General features: G+C 65.7%; 13 protein-coding genes and 1 tRNA gene. 8 read left to right on the plus strand and 6 right to left on the minus strand.

The features are described 5' to 3' along the window. Nucleotides 1-11: 11 nt before the first annotated feature. The 3 genes from ABD243_RS03025 to ABD243_RS03035 all read right to left on the minus strand — a co-directional run bounded on the left by ABD243_RS03025 (nucleotide 12) and on the right by ABD243_RS03035 (nucleotide 2,784). Nucleotides 12-647 carry a DUF2461 domain-containing protein gene (locus ABD243_RS03025; protein ID WP_116765185.1) on the minus strand — a complete coding sequence of 212 codons (636 nt, stop codon included), beginning with the start codon at nucleotides 645-647 and terminating at the stop codon, nucleotides 12-14. Between the two features lie 147 nt (nucleotides 648-794). Continuing rightward, the gene (locus ABD243_RS03030; protein ID WP_344362109.1) at nucleotides 795-2,276 is read right to left on the minus strand and encodes a catalase; all 1,482 of its coding nucleotides are present in this window, start codon (nucleotides 2,274-2,276) and stop codon (nucleotides 795-797) included. Between the two features lie 40 nt (nucleotides 2,277-2,316). Then, nucleotides 2,317-2,784, minus strand: coding sequence for a Fur family transcriptional regulator (locus tag ABD243_RS03035; protein ID WP_344361937.1), 468 nt, complete (start codon nucleotides 2,782-2,784; stop codon nucleotides 2,317-2,319). 100 nt (nucleotides 2,785-2,884) lie between these two features. Here ABD243_RS03035 and ABD243_RS03040 point away from each other — a divergent pair, with 100 nt between their 5' ends. Both ABD243_RS03040 and htpX read left to right on the plus strand, forming a co-directional pair. Beyond that, on the plus strand, nucleotides 2,885-4,156 hold the full coding sequence (locus tag ABD243_RS03040; protein WP_344361940.1) for an MFS transporter: 1,272 nt from the start codon (nucleotides 2,885-2,887) through the stop codon (nucleotides 4,154-4,156). Nucleotides 4,157-4,222: 66 nt separating this feature from the next. Beyond that, the gene (htpX, locus tag ABD243_RS03045) at nucleotides 4,223-5,092 is read left to right on the plus strand and encodes a zinc metalloprotease HtpX (protein WP_091255984.1); all 870 of its coding nucleotides are present in this window, start codon (nucleotides 4,223-4,225) and stop codon (nucleotides 5,090-5,092) included. A gap of 124 nt (nucleotides 5,093-5,216) precedes the next feature. Here htpX and ABD243_RS03050 read toward each other — a convergent pair whose 3' ends face one another. Beyond that, a complete protein-coding gene (locus ABD243_RS03050) occupies nucleotides 5,217-5,708 on the minus strand; it encodes a YajQ family cyclic di-GMP-binding protein (RefSeq protein WP_018773569.1) in 492 nt (163 codons plus the stop codon). Nucleotides 5,709-5,907: 199 nt separating this feature from the next. Here ABD243_RS03050 and ABD243_RS03055 point away from each other — a divergent pair, with 199 nt between their 5' ends. From ABD243_RS03055 to ABD243_RS03065, 3 genes are all read left to right on the plus strand, one after another. Next, nucleotides 5,908-6,162, plus strand: coding sequence for a hypothetical protein (locus ABD243_RS03055; protein ID WP_344361945.1), 255 nt, complete (start codon nucleotides 5,908-5,910; stop codon nucleotides 6,160-6,162). Nucleotides 6,163-6,312: 150 nt separating this feature from the next. After that, a tRNA-Tyr gene (locus ABD243_RS03060) sits at nucleotides 6,313-6,394 on the plus strand. 887 nt (nucleotides 6,395-7,281) lie between these two features. Further along, nucleotides 7,282-9,120 (plus strand): hypothetical protein, encoded by a 1,839-nt coding sequence (locus ABD243_RS03065; protein ID WP_344361948.1) that lies wholly within the window; start codon nucleotides 7,282-7,284, stop codon nucleotides 9,118-9,120. Between the two features lie 50 nt (nucleotides 9,121-9,170). Here the strand turns inward: ABD243_RS03065 and ABD243_RS03070 are convergent, their stop codons facing one another. Beyond that, nucleotides 9,171-9,548, minus strand: coding sequence for a LysM peptidoglycan-binding domain-containing protein (locus ABD243_RS03070; RefSeq protein ID WP_116765179.1), 378 nt, complete (start codon nucleotides 9,546-9,548; stop codon nucleotides 9,171-9,173). A gap of 313 nt (nucleotides 9,549-9,861) precedes the next feature. On the opposite strand from ABD243_RS03070, the gene ABD243_RS03075 reads away from it, so the two are divergent. From ABD243_RS03075 to ABD243_RS03085, 3 genes are all read left to right on the plus strand, one after another. After that, on the plus strand, nucleotides 9,862-10,455 hold the full coding sequence (locus ABD243_RS03075) for a DinB family protein (protein WP_116765178.1): 594 nt from the start codon (nucleotides 9,862-9,864) through the stop codon (nucleotides 10,453-10,455). Between the two features lie 100 nt (nucleotides 10,456-10,555). Further along, the gene (locus ABD243_RS03080; RefSeq protein WP_116765177.1) at nucleotides 10,556-10,732 is read left to right on the plus strand and encodes a DUF1059 domain-containing protein; all 177 of its coding nucleotides are present in this window, start codon (nucleotides 10,556-10,558) and stop codon (nucleotides 10,730-10,732) included. Continuing rightward, complete coding sequence (locus ABD243_RS03085) at nucleotides 10,729-11,874, plus strand: EAL domain-containing protein (RefSeq protein ID WP_344361953.1); 1,146 nt, start codon at nucleotides 10,729-10,731, stop codon at nucleotides 11,872-11,874. Before ABD243_RS03080 ends, ABD243_RS03085 begins: the two co-directional genes overlap by 4 nt. Nucleotides 11,875-11,924: 50 nt before the next feature. On the opposite strand, the gene ABD243_RS03090 is transcribed toward ABD243_RS03085, so the two are convergent. Beyond that, a complete protein-coding gene (locus tag ABD243_RS03090) occupies nucleotides 11,925-12,356 on the minus strand; it encodes a DUF1810 domain-containing protein (protein ID WP_344361955.1) in 432 nt (143 codons plus the stop codon). Nucleotides 12,357-12,359 lie beyond the last annotated feature (3 nt).

Raw genomic sequence — 12,359 nt, forward strand, 5'->3', positions numbered from 1 at the left:
CGGGGTCCAGGTCAGGGAGCCGCGTAACGGCCGACCCACTCCACCAGGGGACGGAGCTCCTCCCAGCGCCGGGCCACTTCCGCCACGGCCCCGGGCCCCGCAAGCCAAGCGGGCTGCCCCACGTTCTCGCCGGCCGTGAGGGACTTGTGTTTGAGCAGCTCCGCCCTGGGGTGGTCCTTGTCGAAGCCCCGCGGCACGGTCTTCAGGCTTTCGCCTTCCACGGCGAACCCTGCGGCCTCGACGTGGCGCACGATTTCCTGCAAGGCCTCTCCGCTGGCGGGGTCGTCCACGGCACCGCGAAAGCGTGCCAGCTGGGCCGGGGTGTGGGTGTGACAGCCGCCGCCGATGAGGAGGCCGTCGGCACTGAGCTGGACGTAGAAACCCACTCCCTCCGCCAGCGCTGCGAACGCTCCCTGCGCCGTCTTGTAGGGCGACTTGTCCGGCGAGAAGCGGACATCCCGGTTGGGTCGGAAGAGTTTCGCCGGGCCGAACCGGGGTTCCAGCTCGGCGAGCAGCTCGGTCAACGGCCCCTTCACCGCGGCATCGTAGACCGGCTTGTGCTCCAGCCACCAGTCCCGGTTGTTGTTCTGTTCAAGCTCGGAATAGAACCGGAAGGCGTCATCCGGAATGCCTGCAAATGCGGTCATGGCTAAATCCTAGGGATCTGCCGCGTCTCGTGGCGAGGGCCGCGAGCACCTATGTGGAAAACGGCAAAACGCCCCGCCACGGATCTCCGGAGGATTTCCGTGGCGGGGCGTTCATGGGCTCAGCCGGTCACAAACGGGCCTTGCTGATTAGACCTTGTTGGCGGCCTCGGCGTCGGACTCAACCTGGCCGGCACCCAGGTTGGCGCGCAGCTTGGCGCCGAACTCAGCGTCGACGTTGGTCCAGTACTGGATGGCGCGTTCCTTGATGTCGGCGTTCTTGACGCCGCCGACGGCACCCGTGACGGTGTCCAGCAGACGGGCCTTCTCGCCGTCGTTGAACACCTCGCGGTACAGCGTGCCGGCCTGGCCGAAGTCGCTGTCCTCCGCATGCAGGGCGTGCGCGGAGAGGGTCAGTTCGCCGTCGTTCTCCCAGCCGCCGCCTGCAACCGCGGGCTCCACGGCAGCGGGGCCACCGACGGAGTTCGGTGCGTAGACCGGAACAGACGGGGCGTTGAAGTGGTAACGTCCCGCGCCGTCCTGGCTGTAGTTGTTGACCTGGTTCTTGGGCTGGTTCACCGGGATCTGGGCGTGGTTGGTGCCGACGCGGTAGCGGTGTGCGTCCGCGTAGGAGAAGATGCGGGCCTGCAGCATCTTGTCAGGGGAAGCGGCGATGCCCGGGACGAAGTTCGACGGCGCAAAGGTGGCCTGCTCGATCTGCGCGAAGTAGTTCTCCGGGTTCTTGTTCAGCTCCATGGTGCCGACCTTGATCAGCGGGTAGTCCGAGTGCGGCCACACCTTGGTGAGGTCGAACGGGTTGAAGCGGTACGTCTTGGCGTCCTCGTACGGCATGACCTGGACGTGCAGGTCCCAGGAGGGGAAGTTGCCGGCGGCAATGTTCTCCTGGAGGTCGCGGATGTAGAAGTCGCCATCAGCACCGGCCAAGGCCTCGGCTTCGTCGCCGGTCATGGACTTGACGCCCTGGTTGGACTTGAAGTGGTACTTGACCCAGAAGCGCTCGCCTTCGGCGTTGATCCACTGGTAGGTGTGCGAGCCGTAGCCCTGCATTTCACGCCAGGAAGCCGGGAGGCCGCGGTCGCCCATGAGCCACGTGACCTGGTGGGCGGACTCGGGGGAGAGCGTCCAGAAGTCCCACTGCATGTCGGCGTCGCGCAGGTGGGTGCCCGGGAGGCGCTTCTGCGAGTGGATGAAGTCCGGGAACTTGATGCCGTCGCGGATGAAGAACACCGGAGTGTTGTTGCCGACGAGGTCGTAGTTGCCCTCGGTGGTGTAGAACTTCACGGCGAACCCGCGGGGGTCGCGCCAGGTGTCGGGGGAGCCTGCCTCGCCGGCGACGGAGGAGAAACGGATGAGCATGTCCGTCTCGGTGCCGGGCTGGAACAGGGCGGCCTTGGTGTACTTCGAGACGTCCTCGGAGGTCTTGAAGGTACCGAAGGCGCCGCCGCCCTTGGCGTGGACAACACGCTCCGGGACGCGCTCTCGGTTGAACTGCGCGAGCTTCTCGATCAGGTAGTGATCGGTCAGGATGATCGCACCGTCGGCGCCGACGGACTTGGAGTGGGCGTCGGAAGTGACGGGAGCGCCGGACTGTGTCGTGGACACGGCGGGCACAGAGATGTTCTCAGTCATCATTCTCCTTTGGTTGGGTTTGTTAGTTTCGTTCGGAGGGAAGTTGTTGGGTGCGCTGGCAGTCCTGGCAGATGCCCTGGTACAGCACGTCCGCGATCTGGATGGTCATCGGCTTGGCGTTCGCGTCCCAGTGCGGGGTGAGGCAGGGCGCGTGGCCCACGGCGCATTCGACGTCCTCCACCCGGCCGCAACTGATGCAGACGGCGTGGTGGTGGTTGTCGCCCACCCTGGTTTCGTACAGCGCGGGGGAGTGCGGGGGTTCGAACCGGCGCAGCATGTGCAGATCGGTGAGGTCGCCCAGGACCACATAGACGGACTGGGCGGTCAGGTCCGGCAGTTCCTGCCGTGCGGCGGCAAGGATCGCCTCCGCCGGCGAATGCGGGTGATGTTCGACGGCGGCCAGCACGGCCAGGCGCTGCTTGGTCACCCGACGGCCGTGGGCACGCAGGGCGGCCGCCCATGCGTCGTGGCTGCCCGTGGAATCCGTCATGGTCCCATTCAAGCACTTATTATGACTGCCTCACAATAAGGCACGGCTAACTACGTCCGTCCGCGTCACAAGCCGCCCGGGCCGCCGCTAGAGTTGCCCGGTGGGGAAATTTCTGGCGGACATGACGCCGTTGCGCGAAAGTCCGGCCTTCCGCCGTCTGTGGCTGGGGTCCTCCGTGTCGGCCCTGGGCAGCCAGCTGACCGTGGTGGCCGTCAGCCTGGAGGTGTACCGGCTGACCCAGGACAGCCTGTACGTGGGCCTGCTGAGCATCTTCGCCCTCGTTCCGCTGGTGTTTGGGGGACTGCTGGGCGGCTCGATCGCCGACGCCCACGACCGCCGCACGGTCGCCCTCCTGGCCTCCTCCGTCCTCTGGCTGACCACCGTCGCCCTGGCCCTGCAGGCGTGGCTGCAGCTGGGCAACGTGTGGCTGCTGTACGTCCTCGTGGCGGTGCAAAGCGGTGCCCAGGCCATCAACCAGCCGGCCCGCAGCGCCATCATCCCGGCCCTGGTCCGCAAGGAGCTGCTGCCGGCCGCCAACGCCCTGAGCATGATGAGCTTCGGCCTGACCATGACCGCCGGGCCGCTCCTGGCCGGCGTGCTCGTGGCCTGGATCGGTTTCGGCTGGACATACACAATCGACGTCGTCAGCTTCGCCTTTGCGTTCTGGGCGCTCCTGAATCTGCCGCCCATGCCGCCCGGGAAGCATGCCAGGCCGGCCGGGCTGCGTTCCGTGGTGGAGGGCTTCCGCTTCCTTGGCACCCGGCCCAACCTTCGCATGACGTTCGTGATCGACCTTGTGGCCATGATCTTTGCCCAGCCGCGAGCGCTGTTGCCTGCCATCGGCGCCCTGATGATCGGCGGCGGTGAGGCAACGGTAGGGATCCTGCTGGCCGCCATGGCCGTGGGGGCGTTCCTGTCCGGCCTGTTCTCGGGGCCGCTGGGCCGGGTTCGCCGGCAGGGTGCCGCCGTCGTGTGGTCCGTGATGGGCTGGGGTGCTTCCATCGCGGCGTTCGGCCTGGTGGTTGTCCTCGCGGGGCATACCGGCAGCGGCGGCGTGACGGTGTGGCTGCTGCCCGCCGCCTTGTGCTGCGCGCTCGCCGGCATCGCGGATTCCGTCAGCGCCGTCTTCCGCACCACCATCCTGCAGGCCTCCACACCGGACCACCTGCGCGGACGGCTGCAGGGTGTGTTCGTGGTGGTGGTGGCCGGTGGACCCCGGATCGGGGACATGCTGGCCGGCGGCGCGACTAAACTGTGGAACGAGGGATGGGTCCTGCTGCTCGGCGGCGCGCTATGCATTGCCGTGGCCTGGACGGTGGCCCACCTGCAGTCGGGATTCCTGCGCTACGACGCGCGGAACCCGGTGCCGTAGCGGTTCGTTTTCCTTGGTAGGACTGTGAACTGCAGGTCAGTGACATACGGGTCATCAGGAGGACCAGTGCATCAGCATCACAACGGACTGAAGACCGCGGCCCTTTTCGGGGTCCTGTGGGCGGTGCTGTTGGGTCTGGGCGCTTTCATCGCGGCCGGGACGCGCAGTGCCGCGCCGATCTGGATCATGGCCCTGGTCGGCATCGGGACCACGGCCTATGGGTACTGGAACAGCGACAAGCTGGCCATTCGTGCCATGCAGGCGTATCCCGTCACGGAGGCCGAGGCGCCCCAGCTCTACCAGATCGTCCGGGAGCTGTCCGGCCGGGCCAACCAGCCGATGCCGCGCATCTACGTCTCGCCCACCATGGCGCCGAATGCCTTCGCCACCGGCCGGAACCCGCAGAACGCCGCCGTCTGCTGCACCGAGGGCATCATGAGGCTGCTGGACGCCCGCGAACTGCGCGGCGTCCTGGGCCATGAACTGATGCATGTCTACAACCGGGACATCCTGACGGCGTCGGTGGCCGCCGCCGTCGCCGGCGTCATCACGTCGGTGGCGCAGATGATGCTGCTGTTCGGCGGCGGGGACCGTCGCAACGCGAACCCGTTTGCCGCGATCGCCATGGCATTGCTGGCCCCGTTCGCTGCCTCCCTGATCCAGATGGCCATCTCCCGAACGCGTGAGTACGACGCCGACGAGGACGGATCGTCGCTGACCGGCGATCCGCTGGCGCTCGCCTCCGCCCTGCGCAAGATCGAACAGGGCGTGCAACTGGCGCCGTTGCCGCAGGACCAGAAGCTGGTGAACGCCTCGCACATGATGATCGCCAACCCGTTCCGCGGCGCAGGCGTGGCCAAGATGTTCTCCACCCACCCGCCGATGGCGGAGCGGATCGACCGGCTCGAACGGATGGCCGGCCGCCCGCTCAGCTGACGCTGGCTGCGGTCTGGCGACGAGCGGATACGTTCGCGACACGCAAAAGAGCTGGCGACACCGGAGTTCCGGCATCGCCAGCTCTTTTGCGCGTCCTGAGGAAAATTGCGCCGGGGAGGGACCGCTAGCTGCGGAAGTTCACAAACTGCAGGTCGGCCTCATCGAAGCCCTTCAACAGGTTCATGGTTTCCTGGAGATCGTCGCGGGACTTGGACGTCACCCGGAGCTCGTCGCCCTGGATCTGCGACTTGACGGACTTGGGGGCCTCGTCGCGGATCAGCTTGTTGATCTTCTTGGCGAGGTCCTGGGCAATGCCCTCCTTGATGGAGGCCTCGAGCCGGAATTCCTTGCCGGAGGCGTAGGGCTCGCCCGTGTCGAGGGACTTCAGCGAGATGCCGCGGCGGATGAGCTTTGACTGCAGCACGTCGAGCACTGCCAGCACCCGCTCCTCGGAGTTGGCCTTCATGAGGATCTTCTCGCCGCTGAAATCGACTTCGGCGCCGACGCCCTTGAAGTCGTAGCGCTGGGCGATTTCCTTCTGCGCCTGGTTCAGCGCGTTGGCGACTTCCTGCTTGTCTACCTTGCTGACGACGTCGAACGTGGATTCGCCTGCCATGACTGTCCTCCTGATGGTTGCCGGGTGCCTGGTGAAAGGCCGGGATGTCTGCATTCCAGCCTAATACGGATACCCCCGATCCGGAGGCCTGCCGCCCGGGGCTACGTTTCACAGTCCGCTCATAGCTAACTCATTGCGGGAACGAAGCCGGGCTGAGCAGAGTTGCAAGGGTTGGAACCGACGCTGAAAGGCAAAGAGCATGCACCACAAAGCCGTCCGCTACGTCACCCGCACCACCGCCGCCGCTGCCAGCACCCTGGCCGCGACGGCGACGTCCGTTGCCGCCGCCGCGCTGGCGGCCTCCATTATTCTGAGCCCGGCCGCGGATGCCTCGGCCCGCCTGGACGGCGTCCACGCCGATCTGGCCCGCGCCGTTCAGCTGAACCAGGTCACTGCGGAGCAGGCGGCGCGTTTCGAGGCCCGGCTGGCCGGACGCATTCTCGGAGACGCCTGAATTTCCGGGCTTTTTGGCTCGCCAAGTCGCCGATTCGATTCTTCGGCGGAAGTTCTGTAAAGTTGTCTTGCCCGCGGGTTCTGGAAGCGGAACGGACTGGAAACAGACGTTCCGGGACGAGGAATCGCGAGTGATCTTCTTTTGAAGTTCGGCAGATTACCCGAGCGGCCAAAGGGGGCTGACTGTAAATCAGCTGGCAACGCCTACGGGGGTTCGAATCCCTCATCTGCCACCCAAGCAAAGGGCTCTACTTCCTAGCAATAGCAAGGAAGTAGAGCCCTTTGTCATTTCCCGGGCATGGTGTGTGGGCGCCTTGTGAGCGCGACTGCTCGTGAAACAGGCCACAAGCCACCACATGAGGCTTGCTTCGTGAGGATGCGTTATGGCTGCTGGTCGGTGGCCTTGGGTACGTCCTCCAGCACGGATCGGTCAAAGAAACGGACCTCGCCCGTTGCCTGGAAGAACACCGGAACTACAGAAGTGCTCGGGTCTTTGGACGTTTCGTATATCTCGGGCGCGCTCCCGTGTTTTCGCGCAATGGTTCCAACCATGTCGGTGCCGCGAACTCTGACGGTTCGATACTTGTAGCTGATGTGAACCCCTCCTAGTGAGTTGAGTCACACGTTACTCCACGAAGGCGGGCCAGGGGCCCGTTGTCGGAATTTGCGCCCAGGCGACGGGCCCGCCCTTCACCACAAAACCCCTGAATTTCCGGGGTCCGGCCTCTGACCTGCGACGCAAAGAGGATTCATTCCCTCTTCTGCCATAGTCCCGGATCTCTCCAGCGAGATTCGCGTGCCATTGAGTGGCGCGGGCCGGCGTGGCCCGGGTCAGTCCCAAGGACAGGCAGAATAGGCAACACGAAGACTGGCTCACCACGAATCACGCAGAGGACTTCCATTGGGGACAGAGACCACACTGCCAGGCTCCAAAAGGCCTGATGATAACGAAGTACTCCGCCATGGTAGTGAGATCATCTCCGCTAACGCCCAAAAAGCCCAGCAGGACAACTATCTCGCCCAACTCTTGGACCCGCTGCGACACAACCTGCTGTCACGCACCCGACCCATGCCCTCCGGTAAGTGCTTCCTCCGCCGCCCATCAAAGTACAAGTACTGGATGGGCTACCAGCTGGATCCGCTGCGGTGGATGGTCCACACGTTCAGTAACTCCCCAAACGCTGACGGCGGCGCCGAGGCACGGCAACTCGTGCAGTTGAACAATTTCGCCGCCTACCGCGCGAGCCTGTATACGAACTGGGATGAGGCGGGCTGGACGTGGAACGGTGCGAGCTGGGAAGACTCCGCACCGTTGGCCGGGCGCCGGGCCGCGACCCGCAGCGAGTACGCCCGATTCACCTTGCCGTTGGGCAGCCGTGCCGCCCTTCTGCGCTTCACCGCGCACTCGTCGAACGGGATTGCCGAAGTCCGAATGGTGGATGATCTGGGCGCCACCCATACACCGTTTGATCTGCTGTCGGGAAGGGCGATGCTGGAGGCCGGGCTGGTCACGCAGGGCGATATCGACGCGGAGAACATCAGATCCAGCGCCTATTACGTAAACCAGCACACATACGGCGCAAGCTCCGTCACGGACGTGGTCCTGTCCACAAACCTCGACGCTCAGCGGACCTACACCGTTACCGTTCTGGGGACTGGCGTGCCGAGGGCCGGTTCCATCCCCATTAATCTGGTTGGCAGTTCGTCGGCCGAGGTGGAATTTTCGGGGTGCGCAGCAACCCGGGCGGCAGTGTCGAAGGGGGCAGGCGGTACCCCGGCCCAGGGCAACGCATACTTCCGACTGACTGTTACGGATAGTGCCGCCGGCATCCACAACCAGCGGGTGGATATTACCCCTCGCATAACAGTCATTCCCGGTGTGGCGTACACGATGTCTGCCTATCTTCGGGCGGCTGGAATTGTTGGGGTATCCCTGCAGATGGTTTTTTTCGACTCCGGCGGCGCGGTAGTCGGCAACAGCTCCTACTCGCCCACGATCACCGGATCCACCTTTGTCCGCACCTCGGTAACTGCAACACCCCCGGCCGGGACAGTCAGCATGCTTCTCCGTATCGGCAATACGAACGCTACTGGCGTCGGTAGCACCATGGACTTTTACGGTGTGATGCTCGACCAGTCGGACACATTGCGCTCCTGCCCTGAAGGGGCGCCGGGGCCCCACATGACGGTAGCTGCCATCGGCCGCGACCACCCGACCCCGAACAGTCAGACGACGTGGGTCCTTGATGAGCAGCTGGGCGGCTCTGGAACTCGTGACCCGTCAGCTTGGGAATATGCCTTGGGCGTTGACATTGGCGGGACGGACTCCTACATCGGCAACCAACACGGTTACGATCGCCCAACGTCATGGACGGTCTACGCCGATGCCAAGACTCTCACGCCGCCCGTTGGCGCTATTTACACCTCGAACGGGTTCACGATCGAGCGGCTGTCGGATTTGTACCACCCTGGCAGCGCGAGCAAGGTGGGAACCGCGCGCGTCGTCTACAGCATGAGCGCAGCGGGAGGATTGCACGTGGACCGAAAGATCACGTGGGCCACCGACGGCTGGTACTACAACCCGTACATGGTGATGTGGCCGACCACGCTCGAACGCGTGTCCTGGGTGGGGGCCAATCAGACCTGGACCGCAGACCAGAACATCGGCAAGGCGCCTGCCGGCCAACTCGGCAAGCTCCCGTACCAGTTGTGCTACGCCTGGAACGCGGCCGGGAACTATGTTGCTCTGTGCGACTCGGGGCTCGAGGGCTTCCGCTCGTTCGCCTGGGGGACAGCCTACGCGTACTACGAGGACCGCAGTGCAACCCTGAAGAAGCTCTACGTCGCGCCGATCACGGACGGTGTTCGTCGACGTTTCGTAGCGGGCGACACCATGCAGGCTGCCAGCACCTATGCAGCCGGCAGGGTATCCAGCCCGGAGGCCACGCTGAAACGTTAGCGTCCACGCTTTCTTGGCCTGCGGATCCGCGGACCTCCGAAACCCGTGGCTCAGTCGGTCGGCGCATTCGGGATCGTCACTGTTGTACCGGCGGGCGGAATCCATTCGCCGCCGGTGAGCAAGTCCAGATTGGCCATCCGCAGTGCATGGAGCGGGACGCCGTAGCGGCTCGCGATGCCCGAGGGGGTGTCCCCGGGGACCGTCCTGTACAGCAGGCGTCCCTGGCCGTCCTGCCCGGTGACGTGGCCGCCGGCCCCCAGCTGCGGGACGTCCACGCCTCGGAGATCGACCACCTGCCCAGCGGCAAGCGGCACCGGTTCATTGAAGCTCCTGAGGATCTCGGGCGTCATCCGGAAGTGGGCGGCGATGCCCTCCCAGGTGTCGCCGTCGGCGGCCGTATAGCGCATGGGCAGGAAGTAACCGTTCATCTCCGTTGTCCCCGGCAGGACCGCCGGAGACGGGGAGGCTGCCGGAGATGCAGGCACCGCGGCCGCCGGCCGCCCCGCCGCGGGTCCGCCGGACGCGTCCGCACCGGAACCGCACGCGGTCAGCAAACCGGCCAAGAATGCGGCAAGAATCGCAGCGGCGGGCACGAGGCGACTGGCGCCGGGACCGTGACTCACGTTGGTGTCCTGTCATTCGGGGCCTCCCCCCGAGGCCCGCTGTCGCCGATTATTCCATACGTTTGATGAAACCTGTTTTCCGGTGGGCCCGTTGACCGGGTTAGGTATAGTGCCCGTCATGGACGATAAGGCGATCTTGCACCGTTACCTGAGCACTCGCCGCGCCGACCTCCTCGGCAAGCTTGAGGGCCTGAGCGAGTACGACGTGCGCCGGCCGCTCACTCCGACCGGCACCAACCTGCTGGGCCTGGTCAAGCACGTGGCCAGCGTCGAATTCGGCTACTTTGGCGAGGTCTTCGGCCGGCCCGGCAGCCTGGAGCTGCCGTGGCTTGCCGACGATGCAGAGCCGGATGCCGACATGTGGGCGGCCCCCGGCGAGACACGGGAGCAGATCGTGGAGTTGCACCGGTTCGCTGCCGCGCACAGCGACGCCACGATCGATGACCTTGCCCTAGACGCGCCCGGCGTTGTGCCCTGGTGGCCGGACGAGCGCAAGCACGTGACCCTGCACCAGATCCTCGTCCACATGTGCGTCGAGACCGCCCACCACCTTGGCCACGCGGACATCCTGCGTGAGCTCATCGACGGGAGCGCCGGCCAACGCCCGGATGACCCGAACCTCTCGGCGCGCACCCCCGAAGGGTGGGCTGTTCACCGGGCCCGGATCGAAGCGGCCGCCGTGGCCGCCGAAGCCCTGGCGGCCAGCGATTGATTACCGGAAACACCCGGCTTTTCTGCAAGCCAAATCTCAGTTTTCCGGGCGGGGGCATCGTAGGGTTGTCGGGTTCGCTGTCGAAGAAGAAGGAGCTGACGTGAAGTCGTTTGCCTGTGGTGATGTGGTTCCCGGCTGTGAAGCCCGCTGGGTGTGCAGTACGGATGATGAAATTCTGGTCAATGTGGCAGCCCACGCTGCGACCGCCCACGGCCTGGAGGAGCTGCCGGCCGACGTCGTGCAGTCCGTCCACAGAGCCATCGTCCCCGTTAGTTGATTCACGCGGCAGGCGGCCTCCCGCCCGGCGCCGGGGCCGCCCCGGGCTGGAAAGAGCATCTGGCGGCCGCCTGCCGCGGCGAAGGCCTTTCCGCGGCTTACCAGCCCATTGTTGACACCGCCCGCGGCACAGTGGTGGGTTACGAAGCCCTGGCGCGATTTCCGGGTTTCGCGGAAAAGAACCCTGAAGCGTGGTTTGCCGCCGCACGCACCCACGGGCACGCGGCCGAGCTTGAGGCCGCAGCCTTGCGGGCAGCGCTCGCGGCGCGTCCCACGTTGCCGCCAAACTGCTTCCTGACGCTCAACGTCTCACCTGAACTGCTCCTGACGGAGAGCATCCGCGAGATCTGGCGCGATCAGGGAAACCTTGGCGGCCTCGTGGTTGAGCTCACGGAGCAAACACCGATCGACTCCTATCTGGAGCTGGAACCTGACCTCAACCAGCTGCGCGCCGCAGGCGCCCTGATCGCCGTCGACGACGCCGGAGCCGGCTATGCGGGGCTCCGTCACCTCCTTGCCCTGCGGCCCTCGCTGATCAAGATTGACCGCGAGCTCATCCAGGACGTCGACCGCGACGAAGCCAAGCGCGCCCTGATCTCCATGCTCGGAACTTTTGCCAGCCGCGTCGATGCCTGGATCCTGGCCGAGGGCGTGGAACGGGTGGAAGAACTGGACGCCCTTGCCGCCCTCGGCGTTCCCCTGGTGCAGGGGTATTGCCTGGCCCGACCGGGGCCGGCGTGGGAAGCGCTGGACCTTGACATCGCCCACCGCCTGGCGTCAAGACCGCCCGTGACGCACCAAAGCATTATCCGCGACATCGTGGAACCGGCGACGACGGCCACGAGCGCGGCGACGGCGGCCGCCGCCTTTGACGGTAACCCTGCCCTGGAGTCGGTTGTGCTGATGGGGGAGTACCTGCGGCCCGTCGCGGTGCTCGATCCCTCGGCGGCGGCGCTGGGGATGGTGAGCCCTGGCATGCGGGTCAACCTGGACACACCGCTCAGCGAGGCACTGGCGCGGTCCATGACGCGGACCCGGGACAGCCGCTTTGACCCCCTGCTCGTCACGGACAACGCAGGACGCTTTGCCGGCGTCGCCCGCATGGAACGGATGATCACGGCCCTCGCGGCGGCTGACACCTAGCCGTGCCCGGGGCAGGATGTGTCGGTAGCCCCGCCGTGCCCGCCGACTCCCTATCCGTCCAGCAGCTGGTTCGTGGCGGGGTCCGGGGCACCGTCGTAGTAACGGTCCAGGACGTCGCGGAACACGGTCTCACCGGGGGCGGCCCGCAGGAACAAAGTCATGGACGAGTGCAGCTTCCGGGCATCGATGCTTCCAAAGATCTGCACCGCGGACCGTCCCTGTACGGCAGCCACAGCGGCGGCGACGTCCACGAGGCGCGGGCCCAGGACCGCGTGCCGGTAATAAGCCCGCGCCTCGTCCAGCGATGAAATCGCGTACCTGCGGGCGGTCTCGCTGTGGCCCAGCCCGGCGAGCTGGGGGAACACAAACCACATCCAGTGGCTCCCCTTCGTGCCGGACCTCAGCTCCGCCAGGGCATGCCCGTACGTTCCACCGGAGTCCTGGGCAGTTACGAACCGTTGAAGATCGTAGGGGTCTTCCATGCT

The sequence above is a fragment of the Arthrobacter humicola genome (assembly GCF_039531445.1).
Taxonomy (GTDB): domain Bacteria; phylum Actinomycetota; class Actinomycetes; order Actinomycetales; family Micrococcaceae; genus Arthrobacter; species Arthrobacter humicola.